Genomic DNA, 22,620 nt, shown 5'->3' with positions numbered 1-22,620 from the left:
TGCGCTTACGATACAGAGACGCATCGCGGCAAAGACTTTGTCGATTTCAAACCAATAATACGTGAGGGAAAAGGTCCTCGCTAGCGGTTTTGTTGAATAAATGTCTGATTACAAAAAATATCGACAATATAAATTTGAATGTTGCCGTAAGAATTGTGAATTAATACGCAAAACAGGCGTTAAAGCTCGTAAAAAAAGAAACCAGAAATTTCGGAGTGGCGAAGGGAGAGAATGGAATGTGATTGAATCACAATGCCGAGGGCACGGGGGCACTGCCGCTGGGGGAAAAAGCCTAGTGCCCCGAATAATCCAGCACGTTGTTGAGCGGGGCGCTGTGCACATCTATGCGGCCCTGGGCAACGGTATGGCGTATGAGTTTCCACGCTTCAAGGTCAAGAATGTCCAGCTTGCCCTGATGCTCTGCCCGGACATGGGCCGTCAGCACTGCCAGCACTTCATCAAGGGGAAAGTAAGTTCCCTCAAAGGAAAAACGGGCCATGTCGCCATCATGTTCCAGCACGGGAATGTCATCTTCGTCCGGCATGGCGTCTGCGCAGGCATGCGCAAGCGCTGCATACAGGGCATCGTCCACGGGGTAGATGTGCCCATAGACCTTGAGCAGGGGCTGGCGGCTCATGGGGCCACCTTGCCGGAGGTATTTGCCGGGCTGGCGGCGGGCGAGGGTACTTCCGGGGCGGGGGAAGCATCACCTGCGGGCTGCCCGGTGCAGAGCTGCTGGTTACGCGCGGCGGCAAGACCTTCGCAGTCGCCAAGGGCGCAGGCGGCGGTAAGATCGCTGCACATGCCCTCTGCGTTGTTGCGCAGCATGCGCAGGGCTCCACGCGCGCGCAGCAGGCGCACCCTGTCGGGTGTACGCAGAAATGTTTCATCTGTGGTGTTCAGGGCGGCGCTCAAGTCGTCTTCTGCCAGGCCCATCTGTTGCAGCCGCCAGTGCGCAAGAGAGCGGATATACCTGCCCCGCGCAAGGGCAGGAGCCAGATCAAGAGCTGCGGAACAGGAAAGTATGCTGCGCTGGGGCATGCCTGCCTGCAGCTGCGCCTCTGCGAGCAGAAGCTGCACGGCGGCGCTGCGTGGCAGGGCTGCGGCGGCATTTTCAAGCGTGGGCAGGGCCTCTGCGCTGGTCAGCCAGCCCTCGGGCGAAAGCCGCAGGGCATCCAGGGCGCTGAGGCAGGCGGTAATTTCTGCGGCGAGATTGTCGGCTCTGGCCTGCGCCTGCTGGCGCGCGGCCTCGTGCCCCGCATCGGGCATGATTGGCGCGGGGGGGTGCTGCTCCAGTTCCCCGGGCGGCGTTACCTTGGCCACATACCACGTGCCGCCCGAGCCTGGGGTAAGGCTGGTGCGGCCTCCTCTGGCGGGAGATTCTGCCGCGGCATATTCCCCGGCAATCTGTGGTGCGAGAGCGAGGCTTTGCGCCATATCTGCCAGAAGCAGTCGCCGCAGGGCCAGCACATCGGGGTTGCGCAAAAGCCGCAGCAGGGTTTCCGCTGCGTCGGGCCGCGCCAGCAGAGTGACGGTAACACCCTGCGCACCGGTGCTTTGAGCCGAGCCCGCCGTGGAGTGCTCGCCTTCAATCAGCGGAGTGTACAGTTCTGCTGCCAGAGCAGTGCGGTCGTCCGCATCAGTAATGCCCATACGGATATCGCGGCGGTTGGGCAACCTGGCTGCCGCGGCGTGCAGGGCTTCCATCTGGGCTGCGGCCTCTGCGCAAAGCCGCTGAACATGCGGGGGCAGAGGTGCTGCGGGACATTGAGCGCTGTAACTGATGGGCGAGATGAGCGGCAGGGGGCCGGGTTTGGAAGCAGATGGGGAATCGTCGGCAGGGGTATTGTCCTGCCCGACGGGTGGTGCGGGCGAATTTTCGGTGGCATATGCCGCGCCGCCGGTCACAGTGACCGGCGGCAGGGCAGAAGCTCCCAGCATGGCCGCGATGGTCATGCCAAGAAACAATGTTCGTCTGGCCCGCATGGGCTTATTTTTTTGCCTCAATGGTCTGGACAATCTTCTGCGCCATGGGCTTGACCAGGTCGCGCAGGGTTTCCAGCATCAGGTTGTCGGCAGCGCTGCCCGAGGGCAGACCGGTGCGCGACTGCGAGGCGTTGAGCGATTCACGCATGATGCGCGCCTGTCGGTTGGCGAGAACATAGTTGGCCCGCAACGAAGTGGACATGTCTGTGGTGGAAGTTTCCCGGATGTTGGCTTCGTCGATCTGGCCGGTCACCAGAAAATCGGGGTTGCCCTTGCGTGCTTCATTCACGCTGAGCGAGTAGGAAACCTGCATGCCGTTGCGGGCCAGTTCATCGGCCAGGGCCTTGCTGATCCACTGGGCAACGTTGTCGCTGGTCACAAAGGCGCTGTTATCGCGGCGGGTGCCAACAACGGTCTGATCCATGCGCTTGTCTTCAAACGTCACAACGGTCACACGGGGAGCGTTGGGAGAAGGAAGCACGGAAGCGTCCAGAGGGGGGGGCGGCAAAAGCCGAACATTGTTGCTCGGCCCGCAGGCTGCAAGCAACGCCAGCAGGGAAACACAAAGAACAATGCGTAAATGTTTCATGACGGCCTCTCGTAACTTGTATAGAAAATCTCCAGAATACTCTTCAAGGCTTATACGCAAAATCTGTTTATTGCAAGGTTTGCAGGGCGGTTCTGCGTGCCGCATTGCCGATAATTGCGGTGCATACTCCCCACCGGGACGTTTGTCATCAGCCGGAGTCGGGCATTGCCTGCCTTGCAGGCTGTGGCCCCGCGTGCTACAGCCTGTCTGTTGCGCTCCCCCTGTGGAGCAATAGTTGTTATATCCCGCGCAGCGCGCGTTTTTTTCAGGAGCGGCTATGATTGACCTCAAACTGGTGCAAAAACAGCCCGAAGTGCTGACCACGGCTCTGACCAACCGGCATTCGGATCTGGACGTAAACGAATTTTTGGCGCTGGACGCCCGCCGCCGCGCCCTGCTTACAGAGGTGGAAACCCTCAAAAGTCGCCGCAACGCGGCCTCGGCAGAAGTGGCCGCAAAAAAACGCGCCGGCGAGGACGCCTCAGCCCTGCTGGCTGAGATGAGCGGCGTTGCCGACCGCATCAAGGAACTGGACGTGGAAACCGCCCAGGCCAAGAGCGATGTGGAAACCTGGCTCATGCGCGTGCCCAACCTGCCCGATGCCTGTGTGCCTGTGGGCAAGGACGAGTCGGAAAACGTGGAAGTATGCCGCTGGGGCACGCCGCGTGAATTTGATTTTGAGCCGCGCGAGCACGGCGACCTGGGCGTTGCCCTGGGCGGCCTTGATTTTGAGCGCGCCGCCCGCCTTACGGGCAGCCGCTTTGTGGTTTCGCTCAAGTGGGGCGCCCGCCTCGAGCGTGCGCTGGTAAACTTTTTTCTCGACCAGCACACGGTGGAAGAGGACTACATTGAAGTTTGCCCGCCCTACATGGTCAACCGCGCCAGCATGACCGGCACGGGCCAGCTGCCCAAGTTTGAGGAAGACCTGTTCAAACTGCGCGAGTGGGAATACTACCTTATTCCCACGGCCGAGGTGCCCCTTACCAACCTGCACGCGGGCGAAGTGCTGGACGAGACCGACCTGCCCCGCGCCTACTGCGCGGCCACGCCCTGCTTCCGTTCCGAGGCTGGCAGTGCGGGCAAGGACACGCGCGGGCTTATCCGCATGCACCAGTTCACCAAGGTGGAAATGGTGCGCTTTGCCCACCCCGATGACAGCTTCAACCAGCTTGAGATCATGCGTGGTAACGCCTGCAAGCTGCTTGAACTGCTTGAGCTGCCCTACCGGGTAATCACGCTCTGCACGGGCGATATGGGCTTCAGCTCTGCCAAAACCTACGACGTGGAAGTGTGGCTGCCCACGCAGAAGACATTTCGCGAAATTTCGTCCTGCTCCAACTGCACAGATTTTCAGGCCCGCAGGGCGGATATCCGCTTCAAGCCCAAGGGTGGCAAGGCCATGTTTCTGCACACGCTTAACGGTTCAGGCCTGCCCACTGGCCGCACCATGGCTGCCATTCTTGAAAACTGTCAGCAAAAGGACGGCAGCCTCGTGCTGCCCAAGGCGCTGGTTCCCTACATGGGCGGCGTGGAAGTTATCGAACCCAAGTAGGCCCGTTGCGGCCCACTGCACATATGGCAAAACCGGGCACTTTCTGTGGAAAGCGCCCGGTTTTTTTATGAAAAAATCAATTTATCCCTGTTTTTGACTGCGCCGTAGCAGGACAGCGCCAAGAGCCAGGTTGGCAAGCAGGCTCAGCCCCAGCACTATGCGCAGCGGCACGGAAAAGCCACCAACGCCGGGGCTTGCCGCTGCGGCAGATTTGCCCCCGTTCTGGCCCGATATCTGCGGAGAACCCTGGTCTGCAGCCACCTCCACAGTGTGCTCCACCCTGTGCCCCATGTTGTCGGCCATGATGATGCGCCACTGCCCGGCGGCATCGGGCATAAAGGCAAAGCGGCCCTGTGCGTCGGTGCGACCATTCTGAAATTCCACCTTGGCGTCAGCCGGGCTGTACACTTCCACCTTGGCATAGGTGGGTACTTCGCCCCCCGCATAGGCAAACTGCACCAGAGCAACCGTGCCCTGCCACGAGTGGGCCGCATACAGAGCGTGGGCCTGGGCCTGCGCGGCCCCCAAAAACAACAGGGCCCCAAAAACAAGGGCAGACACGCCGCGCGTGTAACAAAAATACATCAGAAAATCCTTGCTCAAGCAGTTGTGCGAAAAAGCCGCGCAGGCGGGGAAAGCATCAGCTTGCCCCGCCCGATCTCTCAGCCAGCTCTGCGTGTTGTCTGACTACTTCACAGGAAAGACATAGGTAGCGCGGCGGTTGTGCTCGTCGGCATCGGCACCGGGGGTCTTTTCCACCATGGTGGTGCGCAGCATCCAAAGGGCGGGTGCGTCAATGGTAAAGGACGCCTTGCCCTGCGCATCGGTCTGGGCCTTGAACTTGTATGTGTCCTGCTCCTTGCTGAAGGCATCGTGGGTCAGGCCCACGGCGGCGTTGGGCACAGGCTTGCCGTGCAGCAGCACCTGCACGTTGAGGGGGCTGCCGGGCTTGATGTCTGCCGGGTTGGTAAGCAGCACCAGCTCCAGATCCTGCCCCAGAGCCTTGGCGTACAGTTTGTCGTCATGGCTGGGGTTGAGCAGGGTTTTGGCGAATTTTTCGTACTTGCCCGAAGACTTGATCTTCATGCCCTTGGCTTCAAGAGCGGCGCGGCTGCCTTCCATTTCACCCTGGGTGGTTTCGCACCAGATCTGGGGCAGGCGGTGTCCCACAAGCAGGGCAGGGCCGTTCTGCGACAGGGCAAAGTTGCCCACCAGGGAGGCCAGCGCCTTGTCTTCCGTCAGGGCGATGTCGGTTTTTTTGTCGCCCTGCAGCAGGTACAGGCGTACGTTTTCGGGTTTTTCGGCTTCTTCGCTGACCATGAACACATGGGCGGCCTGTGCCTGAATGCGGGTTTTCTGCCCGGCGGCGGGGGTGGCGGTATCGGGTTTGAGAATGAATTCGTGTGCCTGAGCGCCGGTGGAAAGCATAAGCCCCACAAGGGCCAGAGCAGCGCAGAGCTTGGTGCGGAAATGTGTCATGGAAAACTCCTTGTGTTACGAAAATTTATAATATGCTACATATAGTCACACGATATGGCAAGTCGTAACACATTGGAAAAATAAAAAAGCCCGCCTCATGGCGGGCTGCCGGGTTGAGAACGCGTTCAGCTCAGACCGTGGCAAGTATCTGCAAGGCGGCCAGATGCTCCAGTTCTTCAGCTAGGCACAGGGCATCGCCCAGGCTGCGGCCAAGGCAGCACAGGCCATGCCCTGCCATCCACACGGCATCCTTGTCTCTGGCTGCAGCGGCCACGGCTTCGGCAAGGTCGGTGGTGCCGGGGGGCAGGGCAGGCGCAAAGCCAAGCCTGGCCCGCCACACCTCGGCCTCAAAAAGCGGCAGACGCAAAAAATTCTCGTGCCTTCCAGCCAGCCGCAGGCTCAGCGCCAGCAGACGGCGGGGATGGGTGTGCAGAATGGCTGTACAGTCTGGCCGGGTGCGGTAAATGGCCAGATGCATGCCCGATTCTGTGGAAGCCGGGCCGCCGACCACGGCAGTACCCGTGTTTACGTCCATGAGGCAGCAGTCGGCTGTGGTCAGTCTGCCCTTGGAAGCGCCGCTGCGGGTAATGCAGATCAGGCTGGGCGCATGCTCGCCCAGACGCAAGCTGGCGTTGCCGTTGCAGCCAGAGAGCAGACCCTGTTTCCATGCATCGCGGCACACGGCGCGAAAGTCTTCGGCCATCCGGGCGGGAATGGCAAGCTGTCGCTCGCCGCTGTGGGGGGCCTGCTGCTGTAAAGTGCTCATGCGGAATATCCTTTATTTTTGCCATCCGCGCAGGTCGAGCTGCGAAAGTTCGTCCTGCTGGCTGGCGTCCACGCTGCCGACAAGGCGCAGCATCAGGCGCTGCAGGGCCTTGTGGGCGGGGTTGAGGGTAAAGGTCAGGCCGTCGGGGCCGCTGGTGGGCAGGTATTTGCGCCCCACCTTGAGAGGTATGACACCCTTTTCGTACAGCAGCAGATAGATGAGATAGGCCTTGGTACCCGAGAGATCGGCGGTATGGCTGACGCGCTTGCCGCTTTCCAGCTGCGGATCCACAAATTCCGGCTCTGCGCCAAGGTGGTGCAGGACATCCTGCTGGAGGGCGTAGGCCAGCCTGAAGCCAGCCTTGCGGGCGCGCCAGCTGTATTCGAGGTCTTCAAAGCCATAGCGGCCAAAGCCCTCGTTCCAGAAGCCAAGCTGCTCGTGTACGGCGCGGGGTACGCATGCGCAGGCCCCGTTACAGCAGGCTACTTCCAGCGCGGGCGAGCCGTCAGTCAGGGTGATGGGCGAGCCTTCGTGTTTGGCGCAAAGCCTGTAGCCAGCCATGCCCAGCAGGGGGTTGTCGGCCAGCATGTGCATGAGGCGGTGCAGCCACTGCGGGTCGCGTACTTCCACATCGTTGTCGAGCTTGACGTAAAAGTCGGCCCCGGCGGCATCGTCCCAGGCAAGGTTTGAGGCCACGGCAACACCCATATTGCGGCGCAGGAGGTGCAGACGCATGTGCTGGTGCTGGCTGGCCAGGGTTTGCAGATGTTCCTGCGTGCCGTCGGTGCTGCCGTTGTCCACAACTGTCAGGCCGTAGCCCGGCGGGGTTTGCTGCAACAGGCTGGAAAGGCAGCGCCGGGTCAGCTCAAGCCTGTTCCATGTGACCACACCGATGTGCGCGCGCATGTCAGGCACCCTGTCTGCTGCGGTCAAAGTGGTCAAAGCCGCGCATGGCCGCAAGGCTGTCCAGCGGTTCGTTGTTGCACACAAGCCCACCGCCCGCTGTCACCACGCCAATGCTGGTAAGGCCCGGTATGGCGGCGTGCAGGGGCGGCAGCATGTCTGGCGCGCACGAGCCCAGCAGAGCGTAATCCTCGCCGCCCAGCAGGGCCTCGTGAACCGGGTTCTTGCCCTGCATTTCGGCATGGCGCACCACCTCGGGGTGCAGTTGCCCACGGGCCAGCAGAATCTCTGCCCCCAGCGTGCCGCGCCCGGATGCGCCGCCCGCGCTCATTTCGCCGGTAAGGCCCAGCAGGCGGGGCAGGTCGCGCATGATGCCGTCTGAAACATCCATAAGAGCCGGGGGGCGGGCATTGAATCCGGCCCTTGCCAGCATTAGGCCAGCATCCACCTGCGGCTCTGGGTGCAGGTGTGCGGCGCAGGCCGCAGGCCATGCTTCAATGGCGGCGCGGCCCAGTGCTTCAAGCATGCTCAGGCCCACACGGGCAAGGCCCAGCCGCCCCACCACAAACAGCACGTCGCCCGGCATGCTGCCGCCACGCACCAGAAATGTGCCGGGATCTGCCGGTTCTCCCCACACGGTTACCGAAATGTGCAGCCGCTCGCAGCTCGACAGGTCTCCTCCGGCCAGCACCATGTTGTGCTCTGCGGCCAGGCCCGCCATGCCGGAAAAAAAGGCGTCCAGCCACACGGTATCCACCCATCCCGGCAGGCCCAGGCACAGGGTAAAGCCCACAGGCCGCGCGCCGCAGGCAGCAAGGTCGCTCACGTTGACGGCCAGCGCCTTGTAGCCCGTTTCTGCCGGGGTAAAGTACGACCGGCGAAAGTGCACGTCTTCCAGAAACATGTCGCTGCTTACGGCCAGGGGGCGCGTACCCTTGAGCACGGCGCAGTCGTCGCCACGGCCCAGCAGCAAGGATGGCCCGGTTTGCGGAAAATGCCTGCCCAGACATGCCAGTATGCTGTCTTCAGAAAGTGCGCCCTGTGAGGCGGTGGGGTGGGGCGTGGCCATGTTAGCTCTCCAGAATCAGATATTCACTCAGAATGACCTTGAGGCCGAAACCGGGAAAGTTCACCTGCACCTTGTCCGGGGGCAGGTGACGTATGATCTTGCCGCGCCCGAAAATGCGGTGGCGGCAGTAGCACAGTTCGCCGTCCTTTGCCGCTGCGCCCGTTCCCGAAGCTGCTGCGGCAGAAGCCGCCGCGCGTGCAGCAGATGCGGGCGCGTCGTCAGGCGGCAGCTGGCAGTCGTCGTAGGCGGCCTGCACGGGTGGGCGCTGCGGGCGGGGCAGTAATCCGCCGGAAAAGCCCGATGCGGGCGCAGCGCCAGCCCCCGGCATGGAGGTTTTGCGGCCAAAGCCGACACCGCCCGCGCTGCGGCGCGAAAGGGTGCCGCCAAAGCCCTCAACCCATTCCTCGACCATGCCCGGCGCAAGCTCGCGCACAAAGGGGCTCTGGCTCACGTGCTGGGTGCCGCGCTCGGCCCGGTTGTAGAGCGAGGCCGGGGCGTAGAGATCGAGGCACTGGCGGGCCCGGGTGCAGGCCACGTACATGAGGCGGCGTTCTTCTTCAAAATCTTCTGGCCGCGAAAGCGCATGCCGCGAAGGAAAGCGGTCTTCCACCAGATCAATGACCAGCACCGCGTTCCACTCCAGCCCTTTGGCCGAATGCACGGTGGACAGGGTAATTTTGCCTTCGTTGCTGTCGGCATCGTCTTCTTCCGGTGCCTCAAGGGCCAGATCGGCCACAAAAAGATCCAGCTCGCTGTAGCCAGAGGCCATCTGGATGATTTCTTCCAGCCCTTGCTGTCGGCGGGGCCAGTCTTCGGGGTAGAGGGCCTCGAGGCGCGGGCGATAGTGTTCGAGTACCGCAGAAAGTGTGGCCGAGGGCGACACTGGCCGGGTGCGCAGGTCGTCCACAAAACGCATGTCCTCCAGAAAACCCGGATACTTGGCAAAGGCTTTTTCTGTGGATTTGGGATCGCCGCTGCGGGCCACGGCATAGAGTTTTTCTACCGTTTTGGGGCCAATGCCGCTGTGCTGGGCCGCCACGCGGGCAAAGGCGGGCAGGTCGAGCGGGTTGAGCAGCAGGCGCGCGTAGGCGATGACGTCCTTGACGTGAGCCGCCTCGGTGTAGCGCAGCCCGCCGTATTTGCGAAAGGCAATGCCCGCCTGGTTGAGCGCCATTTCCAGATTGTACGAATGGAAGCCCGCGCGGAACAGCACCGCGATTTCATGCGGCAAATGGCTTGTCAGCAGTTCTTCTACCCGACGCACCACCAGTTTGGCCTGGCTCATGTCGCTGAGAGGGGTGACCAGCCGCACGGGGTCGCCGCCCTGCTTGCGCGTAAACAGGTTTTTGCGAAACGATTCTGCAGCGTTGGCAAGCAGATTGTTGGCTACATCAAGCACCGGTTTGGTGGAGCGGTAGTTTTCTTCAAGCCGCACCACCCGCGCCCCGGGAAACAGCGTGGGAAAATCAAGGATATTGCGAACATTGGCACCACGAAACGCGTAGATGGACTGGGCTTCGTCGCCCACGGCCATGACGTTGCCGGGCGGGCCTTGCTCCGGCCCTGCCAAAAGGCGTACAATGCGGGCCTGTACCAGGTTTGTATCCTGATATTCGTCCACAAGGATATGACTGAAGCGCTGGCGCAGCGAGGCTGCGGCCAGTTCATTCTGTCGAAGCAGGTTCTCGAGCTCAAAGAGCAGGTCATCGTAGTCGAGCAGACCTTTTTCCTGCCGGTAGGCCGTGTATGCATCACCCAGGCGGGCCAGCCCGTCGGCGTGGGGCAGCAGGTGAAAAGCCTCGCGCCGCAACACCTCGTCCAGGGGCAGTTCTTTGTTGCGGGCCTTGCTCAGCAAGCCCACAATGCTCTGGGTTTTTGGAAACGACCTGTCGCCCTTGCCCAGTTTGAGCTGATCCTTGCAGTGCTTGACCGCCTCGTTGATGTCGGCCGAATCCATGACAGTAAAGGGGCGGTCGCCAAGCCACGCGGGTTTCCAGCGCCTCAGGGCCCCAAAGGCAAAAGCATGAAATGTGCCGCCCTGCACGCCCGCAAGCCCCTGATTGAGCAGCAGCCCCGCACGGTGCAGCATTTCCTGTGCCGCCTTACGGGTAAAGGTGAGCAGAAGCATGGCGTCTGGTTCAATGCCGTGCTCTGCCAGCCATGCCAGGCGATAAACAATGGTGCGGGTTTTACCGCTGCCTGCGCCAGCTACCACCAGCACCGGGCCGTCGCCGCAGGTGGCTGCCTCGTACTGGGCTTCGTTAAGGGCTTGAGCGTAATCAATCATAGGCGCAGGGTAGCATAAGGCTGCAGCGCATACCAGAGCCGCGCGGGGCCATTCCCCGGCCTTGACTTTGTGCCCGCAGGTTATGAATATCGTTCTGGAACAGACCAGCGCAGACCACAAAGGACACGCATGCATATTACGGAAGATGACTATATCGCGGGGGCGGGCGCACGGCTGCCGCGCCGCCGCCGGTTGTTTCTGGCCCTGTTGCTGGGCCTCATGGCCGCTTTTGGCCCCCTGTGTACAGATACCTACCTGCCAAGCCTGCCCGCGCTGGCCTCAGACCTTTCCATTTCTACCGCAACCACCCAGCTGACCATCACCGCCTGTCTGCTGGGCATGGCTCTGGGGCAGCTTTTTGTGGGGCCGCTTTCCGACTCGACAGGGCGGCGCAAGCCCCTGTTTGTGGCTCTGGTATTTTTTACGCTGGCTTCGGCCTGTTGTGCCGCAGCCAAAACGGGCAACAGTTTTATTGCACTGCGTTTTGCCCAGGGCCTGGGTGGCGCGGGTGGCATAGTGCTGGCCCGCGCCATGGCCTGTGACCTGTTTCGTGGGGCAGAGCTGACCAACTTCATGAGCCTGCTCATGGTCGTCAACGGCGTTGCGCCTATCACCGGGCCCATGCTGGGCGGCTGGCTGGCCTCCATGGACGGTTGGCCAGCCATTTTCTATTTTTTGTCAGGCTTTGGCGTACTGCTGATTGTACTCAGCGTTCTTGGCCTGCCCGAAACCCTGCCGAAGGGCATGCGCCGCGATGGTGGTGTACGCTCTTCGTGGACTGCCATGGGAGAGCTGCTGCGGCAAAAGCCCTTTATGTGCTATGTGGGAGTGCAAGGCTTTACCATGGGCGGTTTTTTTGGCTATGTGGCGGCCTCGCCCTTTGTGTTGCAGGGCATGTACGGAATCTCTCCGCAGACCTACAGCATCATTTTTGGCTGCAACGCGCTGAGTCTCATGTTTTTTGCCTTTGGCACCGCCCGCAATGCCCGCCGCCTTGGTGAGGCTCGCCTGCTGCGCATTGGCAATACACTGCGTGCTGTGGCCTGCCTCGGGGTGCTGGCCGTAACCATGGTTGCTCCTTCCTCGCCCGTGCCCCTGCTCATAGGGCTGTTTTTCATGATCGCCCTGCAGGGCATGACCCTGCCCACCAGCTTTACCCTGGGCATCAGCGCGCAGAATGTGGGTGCGGGTACGGCCTCTGGCATTCTGGGCGTGTCCGTGTTTATTTTTGGTGCCCTTACCTCGCCCCTTGTGGGGCTTGCGGGCGGCGGTACGGCCCTGCCGTTGGGCATTGTGAGTGCGGTGACGGGCGTTGCCTCTGCCCTGCTTGGGTATATGGGCGACCGTGAGATGAAAAAGCTCAGGCAGGCCAGCGGGGCAGAGGAAGCGCACCACTAGGCTGCGTTGCCCCAAATGGGCCAGCCGCATTGACGCGCTGTGTTCTGACGTTTACAACAGGTGGCGCTTGCGCTTTTTTTCGCTGCGTAGGGAGAAGCAGAACAATGGACTGGAATGCCGGGCTTTATGACCAGCAGCATGACTTTGTGGCCGCCTACGGCGAACATCTGCTTGCTCTGCTGCCGGACGGTCTGGGTTTTGCCGTTGACCTTGGCTGTGGCACTGGCGCGCTCACAGGCCCGCTGACGGCCAGAGCTGCGCGGGTAGTGGGCATAGACGCCTCGCCCGACATGATTGCTCAGGCCCGGCTACGCTTGCCGCAGGTGGAGTTTCTGGTAATGGACGCCTGCGACATGCCGTGGAACGGCAGTGTGGACGCCATTTTTTCCAACGCCGCCCTGCACTGGATTGAAGATCAGGAGCGACTGACCGCCGCCATGGCCCGCGTGTTGCGCCCCGGCGGCCTGCTGGTGTGCGAATTTGGCGCGCGCGGCAATATCGGGCGCATATGTGCGGCCTTTGCGGCGGCCTTTCAGGCTGCGCTGGCCGAAGAAGGCATTGGCGCGGCCTATCTGAACAGCGAGCGGTTTTACTTTCCCTCGGCAGACGAGTACGCGGCCCTGCTTGTGCGGCACGGTTTTACGGTGCGGCTGGCTGAGGAATACGACAGACCAACGCCGCTCAAGGGCGGGCAGGACGGCCTTGCCAGCTGGATGAGCCAGTTTTTTGCCCAGGATATGGACTGCGTACCCCAAGCCGCGCAGGAAAAAATTTTTGCCGCCGTTGCCGATGCCTTGCGGGCATCGCAGTGGGACGGCGGCCAGTGGATTGCTGATTATCGGCGGCTGCGGGTTGTGGCCGTTAAACATTAAGGGAGTCTCCATGCCCGAAGCACAGGAACAGTTCCAGAGCGGCGTCGCCAAGGTTCTGGAAGCGGTAATGTTTGAAAACTGGCTGCGTTTTTATTTTATCACCGAAAAGCCCGACGCCCCCAAGGGCAAGGACGGGCAGCCCGCGCTGTTCATCGCCATCCCTGTCAAGGGGCTTGAGCGCATCAGCCAGCTGTTCCCCCGCCTGATGCCCATGGCAGAAGAGCTCAACGGCCAGGAAGTAAGCTTTGAAACCTCGCGCCGCGCTGTGTGCAACTTTGTGCTGGCCCACGTGGACGGTCAGGTTATTGCGCGCGACTCTGCGGCCATGATTTTTGAAAGCGCCACCTTCCAGGTGCAGATGCAGCTTTTCAACACATGGGTGCAGATGCACGAAGAACAGCTTGACCGCAGCTTTGTGGATTTTGGCGGCTGGCAGCGTCTGTTTGACGAATGGCGCACCACGCCCGCCGCGCGCGAACTGGCCGAAAAGCTTTCCATCTCTGTGCAGGGCGCTGTTGCCGCTCCGGACGAAGGGTCGGTTCAGTAGACTGCACAAGAAAAATTTTTTGTACAGTTTTACGCCCCCAAGGCAGTGTGCAGGCAAGGCCAGTTTAACATTTTTAACGGGCCGCCTTGGGTGCTTAAAAAATTAATTAATAAAAAACAGCATGTTAAAAGAATAGTGCTGTGCTACTTTTTTGGCACGCCCATTGCAGCATGGAAAGTACCTTCCTTTCTTTTGCTGACAGCCTCCTCCAACCAAAACGGCCTGCCTCCCCAAGCGGGCCGTTTTTTTATGTCAAATCACGGCAGGGTTACATGCAAGACAAGTTTCTGGCTTCAGAATATCCCCAGAGCGAACCCGCTCAGGCAGGCTTTCATATTATTCCCGTTCCATTGGAGCAAAGCGTTTCTTACGGCGGCGGCACCGCCAACGGGCCTCAGGCCCTGCTGGCCGCCTCGCACCAGCTCGAGGCCTGGGAAAGCGGCTTTGTGCCAGGCGAGGCTGGTTTTTATACCGCGCAGGCCATTGACTGCGCCGGCCCCATAACCGAAACCCTTGACCGCATCGAGGCCGCCGTGGCCCATGCCATTGCCTGTGAGGCGGTGCCCGTGGTGCTGGGCGGCGAGCACACGGTTACGCTTGGCGCTCTGCGGGCGCTGGCCAAACAAGCGGAAAAAACCGGCGAAACCTTTGGCGTTGTGCAGTTTGACGCTCACGCCGATTTGCGCCCCCAGTACGAGGGCAGCCCCTATTCGCACGCCAGCGTCATGTACCGCGCGGTGGCCGATCTTGGCCTGCCGCTCACGCAGTTTGCCGTGCGCGATTTTTGCCGGGAAGAAGCCGAAGTACGTAAAAAGTTTAACATTACACACTACGACGGCTATTTTCTGGCCCGCGTGGGCATGCCAGAGCTGCCTCTGCCAGAGGATTTTCCCAAAAACATATACATCACCTTTGATGTGGACGGGCTGGATTCGTCCATCATGCCCGCCACCGGTACGCCTTCGCCCGGCGGCATCAACTGGCGCGAGGCGCAGTATATTCTTGAACGCTGCGTGGCTGGCCGCCGCGTTGTGGGCCTCGACGTGGTGGAGTTGGCTCCCATCGAGGGCTTGCACCATGCCGATTTTACGGCGGCCAAGCTTACCCACCTCATCATGGGCCTTGCCCACGATGCCAACCATAAGGAGTAGCAGGCATGAAAAACACCGTGGTTACCTTTCGAGAAGCCAAAGGGCAGGAAAAGCTGGTCATGCTGACCGCTTATGATTACAGCACCGCGCGGGTCATGGACATGGCCGGTGTGGATGCCCTGCTGGTGGGCGATTCGCTGGGCATGGTGGTGCTGGGCTACCCTGATACGCTTTCCGTCACCGTGGACGACATGGTGCGGCACTGCGCCGCTGTGGCGCGTGGCACGCAAAAGGCGCTTGTGGTCTGCGACATGCCGTACATGAGCTACCATGTTTCGGTAGAAGAAACAGTGCGCAACGCGGCCCGCCTGATGATCGAGGGGCGCGCCCAGGCGGTGAAGCTTGAGGGCGGCGCTGAATTTGCCGCCGAGGTGCGGGCACTCACGCGGGCCTCCATACCCGTGATGGGGCATCTGGGCCTTACGCCGCAATCGGTCAACGCCTTTGGTGGCTTCAAGGTGCAGGGCAAAACCATGGCCGCAGCACAGAAACTGCTGGACGACGCACGCGCCCTTCAGGACGCCGGGGCCTTTGCCCTGGTGCTTGAATGCGTACCCGCGCCGTTGGCCGAGCGCGTAAGCCAGGCTCTTGCCATTCCCGTTATCGGCATTGGTGCTGGCTCTGGCTGCGACGGGCAGGTACTGGTGTGGCAGGATATGACGGGCATGACCCTCAGCCAGCTGCCGCGTTTCGTCAAACGCTTTGGTGAGGTGGGCTCGAGCCTGCGCGCTGCGGTGGAGGCCTATGCCCGCGAAGTACGCGTGGGTGCCTTTCCCAGCGACGACCACTGCTATCCCTTGCCCGAAGGCATGGAAAAAACGCTTAAAAAGCTCAAGTAGCCAATCCCTTACGATTGTTGAAATGTAAAACGCCCGCAAACGCGGGCGTTTTTTTGTGCGGCGGTGCAGCGCAGGGCAAGGGCATCAGCGCTGCCGGAAGTCTACGGGGACGCGCACGGGCGAACCAGCCTTGTTGCTGAACAGCAAAAAGCCGTGTTCAAGGCCGTGCAAATAGAGGCGGCGGGTGATGTCCACATCCTTGCGGCAGTATGTGGTTATGTCGTCCAGACGGCCTTCCTTCCACCATTCAAGGGCTTGCAGGCCGCTGGCGCTCTTGGGTTCGTTAAGCGTTGCCTGCCCCAGATTGTCCAGCGGAAGGCGGTAGCTCAAGCGTTCGTACACGCGCTGCAAAAGATCGAGGCTGGGCAGCCTGCGCAGATCAAAGGGCGCAAAGGTAGAAAGCACGGCGTAGTCAAAACGCAGGCTGTTGAAGCCCACGACCAGGTCGGCGGCGCGCAGCTTTTCAAACAGGGCGGGCAGTTCCTCCTGCTGGTAGGCAAAGTAGTCGTCGGCCTTGCTGTCGTATGCTACGGCAATGCTCACGCCCATGCGGTCGGCCCTGTTCCAGCCGCCCACTTCGGCGGCGGAGCGCCGCGTTTCCACGTCAAAGACCACAAAATTTCTGGGCGGCGGCAGGGGAATGTGGGTCAGGAGCCCCGCACCGTCAAAGGTGTTGGCGCCGTGGGGGCCGGGGGCCGGGGTTCTGGTGCCGGACTCTGGCGCGGCAGAGCCGAAAAGGCTTGTCTGGTTGTCCGGTGCGGGCTGCTTTTTGCTCATGGATTGTTCCTCCACTGCGCTGCGTGGGCTGGCTGTGTCTGTCTGTTCATCCATGTTGATAAATTCCAGGGCTGACACCGCAGGGCGGTGCGCTGCCGCCAGTGACGCTGCGGCGTCCAGCGATTCCATGTCCAGCCGGTCGGGGGCGGGACTGATGCGCAGCTCGCGGCACAGGGTGTCGCCTTCAGTGCCTGGGGTCAGCATTTCGCGCAGCAGTTCCAGTGCGCCGATCTTGCTGATGGGCCTGTTGCCAGAGCCACACTTGGGCGAATGCACGCACGAGGGGCAGCCGTCTTCACAGGGGCAGGCGGTCACGGCCTTGAGGGTTGCCTCCAGCAGGCCCCGCGCATCGGGAAATGCCTGACGTGTAAGGCCAGCACCGCCCGGCAGGCCATCGTAAATAAAGACGCCCGAAAGCCCGGTCTGCGCGTGCAGGGGGGTGGATATGCCGCCAAAGTCGTTGCGGTCGGCCATGATCAGCAGGGGCAGCAGACCTATGGCCGCGTGTTCCAGCGCGTGGATGGAACCCATGTAGTGCAGAAAGCGTTCTTCCAGCGAAGCGCGTATGCTGTCGGGTATGACAAACCACAGGCCTTCTGTTTCAAACACCTGCGGCGGGGCTTCCAGCGGCGTGATGGTGAGCAGCCGGTTGCCAGATGTGGAACGTTTTTCGTAACCGGTCACAATGTCGGTAATGCGCAGGCGGCCACGGCAGGCCAGCACGCGTCCAAGAGATACGCGTTCAACTTCTTCAAGAATATCTGTGCTTTTTTGACCGCGCGTGCGCGTAAACCACGAAACCTTGGTCGCCTTGGCCACAATGCGGGCGCGGGCGGGATCCATTTCGTCAATCACGTAGCTGCGGCCCCGGTGCAGGTACACCGCGCCGGGGTGGGTCTCCTGCCAGGCGCGGAAGCCGTCCACCGAGCCGATGATCTGGCCGTCCTGATCTTCAATGGTAAAGGTCTGGCCCGTGCCGCGCAAATCCACATGTCGTTGCGGACGCTTGCGGGCCGCCAGCAGCTGCGTGCCGTCGGCAGATTGCAGCAGCAGGCCGCGGGCGTGCAGGGCGCGTGCGGCGGCGCGTGCCGCCGGGCTTGCCAGCATGGCATCGCCGGGCGTGAGGGGGATCTCTGCCGCGGCGCATTCCAGATGGCGCGTCAGAATTACTTCGTTATCGGGATTGACCACGGCCTTTTCTGGCGGACGGTTGAAAAAGTCTTCGGGATTGCGGGCAAAATACTGGTCCAGAGCATCTTCGCCCGCCACCACGATAACGGCGGATTCCTGCTGGGCACGGCCCACGCGACCACCGCGTTGCAAGGTGGCCATGACCGTGCCGGGGTAGCCCACAAGAATGCACACGTCCAGGCCGCCAATGTCTATGCCCAGTTCCAGCGCGCTGGTGCTGACCACGGCCAGCAGATCGCCCGAGGCCATGCGGGCCTCGATGCTGCGGCGTTCTTCGGGCAGAAAGCCCGCACGGTATGCTGAAATATGCTCGGCAAATGCGCCAGACTGCCCGGCCCACAGGCTGATGAGTTCGGTCATGCGCCGTGAGCGGCAATAGACGATGGTGCGCAGGTTGCGGGCCAGCGCCGCCTTGAGCAGATCAATGGCCGCTGTGGCCGCGCTTTGCTCCGGGTTGAGAAAGACAAAATGTCGTGGCCCCTGCGGCGCGCCAGACTGGTCGATGACCACGGGCGCGTCTGCCGCGCGGGAGGCTGCGGGGCTGTCTGGTTGCGCCCCCGTGCCAGCATCGCCAGAGCTGACCGTGCCGGTAAGCGCTGCCGCCAGTTCACCCGGGTTGCCCACCGTGGCAGTGCAAAGCACGTAGACAGGCCGTGCGCCGTAGCGCCCGGCGATGCGGTTGAGCCGCCGGAACACCTGCGCCATGTGCGCCCCAAACACGCCTCTGTAAGTGTGGGCCTCGTCCACAACCACATGGCTCAGGCCTGCCAGAAATTCCGCCCACTGCTCGTGGTGGGGCAAAATGCCAAGGTGCAGCATTTCGGGATTGCTGATGAGCACCGTTGGCGGGTTGCGGCGAATCTTGCGCCGAAAGTGGTCGGTGGTGTCGCCGTCGTACAGGGCGGCGGTGGGGCGGGCCTCCTTGGGCCAGCTTTCCACCAGCGCGTTGAACGCGCCCAGCTGATCCTGCGCCAGCGCCTTGAGCGGGAACAGATACAGGGCGCGGGCATCACGGTCGCGCAGGTAGCGGTCAAGCACGGGCAGGTTGTAGATAAGGCTTTTGCCGCTGGCCGTGGGCGTGGCCGCTACAATGGAATGCCCCGCCCGGATATGGTCTGTGGCCAGCGCCTGATGGCTGTACAGCCCCTCTATGCCGCGCTGCTCGAGCACGCGGCTGATGGCAGCGGGCCAGGGCAGGCTGGTGGGCGCGTAGTGCGGCTCTGCAGGCGCAAAAAGCCGGTGGCAGGTAACCTGCGGCCCCAGCTTTTCAGACGCCAGCAATGCGGCGATATATTCACCAACAGGCACGCTGCTGCGACCTATTGCGCGTCCGCAGGCTGCGGCGTTTCGCCGGGCTTGAGGCAGCGCAGCACGCGGGCGGGCGAGCCGGCGGCAAGGCAGAAGGGGGGCACATCGCGCGTTACCACGCTGCCCGCGCCGATAATGGCACCCTCTCCAATGGTCACGCCCTTGAGGATAAGGCAGTTCATGCCAATCCAGGCATAGTCGCCAATGTTCACAGGCCGGTCGGCTTCCATGTCGGGTTCGGTGGCACGGGCCTCGGGCGGCCAGTGGGCGTGAAAGTCAGAATCCACCACAACGCAGTTGGGGCCAAACATAACCTGCCGCCCAAGTCGGATGGACGTGGAACGCGCCGTAATAGCCGTGCCGCTGAGCTGGCAGCCGGGGCCGATCTCTATGCTGGCCCCCGGCCCAAAAGTGCGCAGGCGCACCGGGGCGTACAGGGTGGCTGCCGTGGCCCGCCGCCATGATGAAATAATGCTTGCGCCAGCGCCAATGCTTATGCTGCTGCCCGGCCAGCGCATGAGCCCAACCGGGCCGTGAGCCGTAACGCCGGGCTCAACCCGCACGCCAAGGGCAAGGGCCTTGAGGCGCAGGCGTATGCCCCCCCACAGTGCGCCGTTAACGCGCATGATTTGCAGACAAAGGTAGCTTATGACGTTGGAGGGGGTGAGGCCCCGCTCCAGAGCTTTTTTCAGCATGCTCATGGTTTATCCATTGTTGGCGTGTGCGAATCAGACAGCAGCCTGGTAGCTTCTGCCCATGCCCGCATCATGCCAGAGTCGGGCCGCATGGTCGAGTGGGGCGGGAGACTAGCTCCCCGTCATGCCTGAAGCCGTGCCGCAAATCTAGCCATAAATCTGTCCATAAACCTGCCCGCAAATCAGGCCATCGTCGGGCGGTCCTTGTTGGTTGTGTTTGCAATAATGGCGGGCATGGGCAGCGGGCTTACATTACGGCGCGTGCCGCAGCGCAAACTCCTGCACCACCTGGCCATGCTTATATTCTTGACGTAAGCAGGTTGGGGAAGTAAATTGAAATTGAATGTTGTTTTTAAAAGGACGGTGGAGAATGATGGATTCAGTAATTCCACTTACTTCCCTCAAAGTGGGCGAGGTGGCCCGCATTGTGAGCATAAATGCCAGAGGAGAGCTTGCGCGCCGCATACGTGACATGGGCCTGGGATCAGGCATGCCTGTGTCTGTGGTGGGTTACGCCCCCCTGCGCGATCCGCTGGCCCTGCGCTGCGCAGAGGTTACCATTGCCCTGAGGCGTAAAGAGGCCGGGGCCATCATGGTGCAGACAGCTGCAAATAAAGGTGACCGGCCATGACGCCGCATACCCGTTCAGCCCGTGCTGTCGACGCTCTGCCTTGTGCGGAGCGTTTTTTTTTGGTTCTGCTGAAGCTACAGCAGTGCCGACTCAAGGGCCTTTGCGGGTGCACAGCGGCGGGGCCAGTTCCGCCACTGTGGCCGTATCCAGCGTGTTGGGGTCATGGTCTTTGACAAACTGCAGGGCAAAATCCACAAAAGTGGTGGCAGCGTCTGAAAGTCTGCGCACAGCAGGCAGATACATGAGCATGTCGCGGTGGAGCACTGGCTCGTGCAGCAGTGTTGCCACAAGGCCGTAGCCGCGCGCCAGCATGAGTGAAAAACGCCCCGCCAGCGCAACGCCGCAGCCTGCTGCGGCAAGGGCAAAGGCCGTGGGCATCTGGTTGACCACATGGCCGAGGGTGAAGGGCGGCTCCGTTCCTACATCCGCCGCAATGTACCCTACAGATTCCCTGCCTACGGCTATGACGGGAATTTCCTTCACTTCTGCCCAGGAACTGTGCCTGTCTGCCAGGGGATGGTCTGGGCGCGAAAGCATGCACACAGGCGTAGTGAAAAAATGCTGCACCCGTATGTCTGCCTCGGGCAGCCGGGCGGGCCCAAAGCCTACCTCGGCATCACCCTGTTGTATGCTTGACTGCAAGAGAGCCATGGGCTGGTCCACCAGTTCAACGCGTATGCCGGGTTCGACCCTTTTGAAGTGCGCCATCAGCAGGGGTAGCAGAGTGCAGGCAATGAGTGGCGCGCCCACAACGCGCACTCTGCCGGAACGCAGGCTGCTCAGGTCTGCGGCGTATTTTTCCATGAGTAAAAATTCGTGAAATGCCTTCTGGGCCAGTGTGTACAGTTCTCGTCCGTCGGGCGATAGCGCCACAGACCGTGACGTTCGGTCAAAAAGCGGCACACCCACCTGCGTTTCAAGATCTTTGATAAGATTGCTTACTGCACTTTGGGTAATGTGCAGCGAAGCTCCGGCGGCGGTAAAGCTGCGTAGGTTTGCAACTGTAAGAAATGCTTCGATTTGACGCAGGGTCAATTGCATAAATTTTTCCTTTTAGTAAGGCACTTCAATAACTTTATCTTATTAATCGACAAATAAAAACAATTTTACCTGACTGGATTTCGGCAGCATAGTCGTGACACTGGAAAATCCATATGGGCTATACCGGTGCCTCATGATGGATGCAAATCACATGCTGATGGCAAGGCATGATTCGGGAAATGCGCATTGACTGATGATAGAAATCGCCAGGAGGGAAGATTTATGGATGAAAACATTGCTTCTTCTGCAAGTGCTGGAACAGAACTAGATGATAGACAGACGAAAAAAAGGTTTATTATTGTTTTCTGTCTGTTCATAGGAATATTCATTGCCTATCTTGATAGAGTGAACGTTTCTGTGCTGGCTGCCAATGATCCCTTTCTGCTCGAAATGGGCATCAAGGGAGCGCCAGTGCAAATCGGCATGATGATGTCTGTTTTTCTTGCGGCCTATGGTGTGGCCAACGTGCTGCTCGCTCCCATCGGCGACTATCTTGGTCCGCGCAAGTCCATGATGCTGTGCATCGCCCTGTGGACAGTTTCGCTCTTTATGGGCGGCATCGCTTCAACCTTTACGATCATTATTGCCAGTCGCGTCATACTTGGCGTGGGCGAGGGCATGTACTACCCGCTGCAAAGCGTATTTGTAAAAAACTGGTTTCCCCGGCAGGAACGCGGGCGCGCTAACGCCGCCTGGATTGTGGGGCAATCTGTGGCCCCGGCTGTTGCCATGCCGTTTTTTGCCTATCTTATCGGGCATTTTGGCTGGCGCTCAAACTTCCATTTTTGTCTGGCAGTGGGGCTTATCCCTCTGTACCTGCTGTGGCGGCATACTGCAGATACCCCCAGGCAGCACAAAAGCATCAACAAGGCTGAGCTGGAATTTATCGAAGCAGGGCAGGAGGTTGCTGCGCCGGCAGAGGCGGCCCCACCTCTGGCCCAGCGTCTCAAGGGATTTATCGGCGACTACCGTTTCTGGCTGCTGGTGTTCTGGTACTTGTGCCTGCAGTGCATGTACTGGGGCCTGATTACCTGGCTGCCGAGCTATCTCAAATCGGCCAGAGGGTTCAGCTGGAGTGAAATGGGCTGGCTGGCATCCCTGCCTTTTGTGCTTTCCATTATTTTCAAGGTTTACAGCGGCGTGCTGGCAGACAAGCTGATGGGCAAGGGGGCGTATATCCTCATGGCAGCCATGCTTGCGGCTGGATGCTGCGTGTACCTTGGCGCGGTCACCGAGCAAAAATATCTTTCCGCCGTGTTGCTGTCCCTTGCCGTGGCCTCGTGCACGATGGGTACGCCCGTGGCCTGGACGCTGCTGCAAGGGCTTATTCCCGCCCAATCCATGTCCACAGCGTCAGGCATCATGAACGGCATTGCAAACGGGCTGGCCGCGCTCGCGCCCGCCATGATCGGATTTTTCATCAACACTACCGGCCAGTATAGCGGAGGCCTGCTCTGTCTTGTGTTTACAAGCGCGGCAGCAACCATTGCGGCGGGTATTCTTGCGGTAAAACGCGTTTAGCACAGTGCGCACAGGAGT

20 protein-coding genes are annotated in these 22,620 nt (G+C 60.9%); 8 read left to right on the top strand and 12 right to left on the bottom strand.

The window, feature by feature from the left end; all coding sequences use genetic code 11:
- Positions 1-292: 292 nt before the first annotated feature.
- The 3 genes from F8N36_RS15330 to F8N36_RS15320 are packed head-to-tail and all read right to left on the bottom strand — an operon-like array spanning position 293 to position 2,575.
- Entirely contained in the window at positions 293-637 is a 345-nt protein-coding gene (locus F8N36_RS15330) for a hypothetical protein (RefSeq protein WP_291333823.1), read from the bottom strand.
- Positions 634-1,941 carry a translation initiation factor IF-2 gene (locus F8N36_RS15325; RefSeq protein WP_291333822.1) on the bottom strand — a complete coding sequence of 436 codons (1,308 nt, stop codon included), beginning with the start codon at positions 1,939-1,941 and terminating at the stop codon, positions 634-636. Before F8N36_RS15325 ends, F8N36_RS15330 begins: the two co-directional genes overlap by 4 nt.
- Positions 1,942-1,990: 49 nt before the next feature.
- Entirely contained in the window at positions 1,991-2,575 is a 585-nt protein-coding gene (locus F8N36_RS15320; protein WP_291333821.1) for a hypothetical protein, read from the bottom strand.
- A gap of 277 nt (positions 2,576-2,852) precedes the next feature.
- Between F8N36_RS15320 and serS the strand changes: the two genes are divergently transcribed.
- Positions 2,853-4,127, top strand: a complete 1,275-nt coding sequence (serS, locus tag F8N36_RS15315; protein WP_291333820.1) for a serine--tRNA ligase — start codon at positions 2,853-2,855, stop codon at positions 4,125-4,127.
- Between the two features lie 81 nt (positions 4,128-4,208).
- Here the strand turns inward: serS and F8N36_RS15310 are convergent, their stop codons facing one another.
- The 6 genes from F8N36_RS15310 to F8N36_RS15285 form a co-directional block, all read right to left on the bottom strand.
- Positions 4,209-4,712: a hypothetical protein gene (locus tag F8N36_RS15310; RefSeq protein WP_291333819.1), complete on the bottom strand. Its 504-nt coding sequence runs from the start codon at positions 4,710-4,712 to the stop codon at positions 4,209-4,211.
- A 102-nt stretch (positions 4,713-4,814) separates the two neighbouring features.
- On the bottom strand, positions 4,815-5,606 hold the full coding sequence (locus F8N36_RS15305; RefSeq protein WP_291333818.1) for a DUF4198 domain-containing protein: 792 nt from the start codon (positions 5,604-5,606) through the stop codon (positions 4,815-4,817).
- A 130-nt stretch (positions 5,607-5,736) separates the two neighbouring features.
- Entirely contained in the window at positions 5,737-6,372 is a 636-nt protein-coding gene (locus F8N36_RS15300; RefSeq protein WP_291333816.1) for a class II aldolase/adducin family protein, read from the bottom strand.
- A gap of 12 nt (positions 6,373-6,384) precedes the next feature.
- On the bottom strand, positions 6,385-7,278 hold the full coding sequence (locus tag F8N36_RS15295; protein WP_291333814.1) for a glycosyltransferase family 2 protein: 894 nt from the start codon (positions 7,276-7,278) through the stop codon (positions 6,385-6,387).
- A gap of 1 nt (position 7,279) precedes the next feature.
- Entirely contained in the window at positions 7,280-8,344 is a 1,065-nt protein-coding gene (gene thiL / locus F8N36_RS15290) for a thiamine-phosphate kinase (protein WP_291333812.1), read from the bottom strand.
- 1 nt (position 8,345) lies between these two features.
- A complete protein-coding gene (locus F8N36_RS15285) occupies positions 8,346-10,631 on the bottom strand; it encodes an ATP-dependent helicase (protein WP_291333810.1) in 2,286 nt (761 codons plus the stop codon).
- Between the two features lie 129 nt (positions 10,632-10,760).
- Between F8N36_RS15285 and F8N36_RS15280 the strand changes: the two genes are divergently transcribed.
- The 5 genes from F8N36_RS15280 (at position 10,761) to panB (ending at position 15,438) form a co-directional block, all read left to right on the top strand.
- The gene (locus F8N36_RS15280; protein WP_291333808.1) at positions 10,761-12,029 is read left to right on the top strand and encodes a multidrug effflux MFS transporter; all 1,269 of its coding nucleotides are present in this window, start codon (positions 10,761-10,763) and stop codon (positions 12,027-12,029) included.
- A gap of 104 nt (positions 12,030-12,133) precedes the next feature.
- Entirely contained in the window at positions 12,134-12,901 is a 768-nt protein-coding gene (locus tag F8N36_RS15275; RefSeq protein WP_291333806.1) for a class I SAM-dependent methyltransferase, read from the top strand.
- A gap of 10 nt (positions 12,902-12,911) precedes the next feature.
- Positions 12,912-13,448: a hypothetical protein gene (locus tag F8N36_RS15270; protein WP_291333804.1), complete on the top strand. Its 537-nt coding sequence runs from the start codon at positions 12,912-12,914 to the stop codon at positions 13,446-13,448.
- A 272-nt stretch (positions 13,449-13,720) separates the two neighbouring features.
- On the top strand, positions 13,721-14,599 hold the full coding sequence (gene speB, locus F8N36_RS15265; RefSeq protein ID WP_291333802.1) for an agmatinase: 879 nt from the start codon (positions 13,721-13,723) through the stop codon (positions 14,597-14,599).
- 5 nt (positions 14,600-14,604) lie between these two features.
- Positions 14,605-15,438, top strand: a complete 834-nt coding sequence (gene panB / locus F8N36_RS15260; protein WP_291333800.1) for a 3-methyl-2-oxobutanoate hydroxymethyltransferase — start codon at positions 14,605-14,607, stop codon at positions 15,436-15,438.
- 84 nt (positions 15,439-15,522) lie between these two features.
- On the opposite strand, the gene F8N36_RS15255 is transcribed toward panB, so the two are convergent.
- Together F8N36_RS15255 and F8N36_RS15250 are read right to left on the bottom strand one after the other, a co-directional pair.
- Positions 15,523-18,714, bottom strand: a complete 3,192-nt coding sequence (locus F8N36_RS15255) for a DEAD/DEAH box helicase (protein ID WP_291333798.1) — start codon at positions 18,712-18,714, stop codon at positions 15,523-15,525.
- A gap of 11 nt (positions 18,715-18,725) precedes the next feature.
- Positions 18,726-19,415, bottom strand: coding sequence for an acyltransferase (locus tag F8N36_RS15250; protein WP_291333797.1), 690 nt, complete (start codon positions 19,413-19,415; stop codon positions 18,726-18,728).
- A gap of 364 nt (positions 19,416-19,779) precedes the next feature.
- On the opposite strand from F8N36_RS15250, the gene F8N36_RS15245 reads away from it, so the two are divergent.
- Positions 19,780-20,040, top strand: coding sequence for a FeoA family protein (locus F8N36_RS15245; protein WP_366247062.1), 261 nt, complete (start codon positions 19,780-19,782; stop codon positions 20,038-20,040).
- Between the two features lie 90 nt (positions 20,041-20,130).
- On the opposite strand, the gene F8N36_RS15240 is transcribed toward F8N36_RS15245, so the two are convergent.
- Positions 20,131-21,081 (bottom strand): LysR family transcriptional regulator, encoded by a 951-nt coding sequence (locus F8N36_RS15240; RefSeq protein WP_291333795.1) that lies wholly within the window; start codon positions 21,079-21,081, stop codon positions 20,131-20,133.
- A gap of 222 nt (positions 21,082-21,303) precedes the next feature.
- Here F8N36_RS15240 and F8N36_RS15235 point away from each other — a divergent pair, with 222 nt between their 5' ends.
- Positions 21,304-22,602, top strand: a complete 1,299-nt coding sequence (locus tag F8N36_RS15235) for an MFS transporter (RefSeq protein ID WP_291333793.1) — start codon at positions 21,304-21,306, stop codon at positions 22,600-22,602.
- The last annotated feature ends 18 nt before the right edge of the window (positions 22,603-22,620 follow it).

Origin of the sequence: Desulfovibrio sp. (assembly GCF_009712225.1) — a bacterium.
Classification (GTDB): Bacteria; Desulfobacterota; Desulfovibrionia; order Desulfovibrionales; family Desulfovibrionaceae; genus Desulfovibrio.
Note: the sequence above shows the minus strand (reverse complement) of the source record. Positions and strands in the feature narration are given on the sequence as shown.

Coding starts and splice junctions, on each gene's coding strand:
- F8N36_RS15275 (WP_291333806.1), top strand. CDS start 12,134: ATGGACTGGAATGCCGGGCTTTATGACCAGCAGCATGACTTTGTGGCC.
- serS (WP_291333820.1), top strand. CDS start 2,853: ATGATTGACCTCAAACTGGTGCAAAAACAGCCCGAAGTGCTGACCACG.
- panB (WP_291333800.1), top strand. CDS start 14,605: ATGAAAAACACCGTGGTTACCTTTCGAGAAGCCAAAGGGCAGGAAAAG.
- F8N36_RS15270 (WP_291333804.1), top strand. CDS start 12,912: ATGCCCGAAGCACAGGAACAGTTCCAGAGCGGCGTCGCCAAGGTTCTG.
- F8N36_RS15330 (WP_291333823.1), bottom strand. CDS start 637: ATGAGCCGCCAGCCCCTGCTCAAGGTCTATGGGCACATCTACCCCGTG.
- F8N36_RS15320 (WP_291333821.1), bottom strand. CDS start 2,575: ATGAAACATTTACGCATTGTTCTTTGTGTTTCCCTGCTGGCGTTGCTT.
- F8N36_RS15305 (WP_291333818.1), bottom strand. CDS start 5,606: ATGACACATTTCCGCACCAAGCTCTGCGCTGCTCTGGCCCTTGTGGGG.
- F8N36_RS15250 (WP_291333797.1), bottom strand. CDS start 19,415: ATGAGCATGCTGAAAAAAGCTCTGGAGCGGGGCCTCACCCCCTCCAAC.
- F8N36_RS15300 (WP_291333816.1), bottom strand. CDS start 6,372: ATGAGCACTTTACAGCAGCAGGCCCCCCACAGCGGCGAGCGACAGCTT.
- speB (WP_291333802.1), top strand. CDS start 13,721: ATGCAAGACAAGTTTCTGGCTTCAGAATATCCCCAGAGCGAACCCGCT.
- thiL (WP_291333812.1), bottom strand. CDS start 8,344: ATGGCCACGCCCCACCCCACCGCCTCACAGGGCGCACTTTCTGAAGAC.
- F8N36_RS15295 (WP_291333814.1), bottom strand. CDS start 7,278: ATGCGCGCGCACATCGGTGTGGTCACATGGAACAGGCTTGAGCTGACC.
- F8N36_RS15240 (WP_291333795.1), bottom strand. CDS start 21,081: ATGCAATTGACCCTGCGTCAAATCGAAGCATTTCTTACAGTTGCAAAC.
- F8N36_RS15285 (WP_291333810.1), bottom strand. CDS start 10,631: ATGATTGATTACGCTCAAGCCCTTAACGAAGCCCAGTACGAGGCAGCC.
- F8N36_RS15245 (WP_366247062.1), top strand. CDS start 19,780: ATGATGGATTCAGTAATTCCACTTACTTCCCTCAAAGTGGGCGAGGTG.
- F8N36_RS15235 (WP_291333793.1), top strand. CDS start 21,304: ATGGATGAAAACATTGCTTCTTCTGCAAGTGCTGGAACAGAACTAGAT.
- F8N36_RS15280 (WP_291333808.1), top strand. CDS start 10,761: ATGCATATTACGGAAGATGACTATATCGCGGGGGCGGGCGCACGGCTG.
- F8N36_RS15325 (WP_291333822.1), bottom strand. CDS start 1,941: ATGCTGGGAGCTTCTGCCCTGCCGCCGGTCACTGTGACCGGCGGCGCG.
- F8N36_RS15310 (WP_291333819.1), bottom strand. CDS start 4,712: ATGTATTTTTGTTACACGCGCGGCGTGTCTGCCCTTGTTTTTGGGGCC.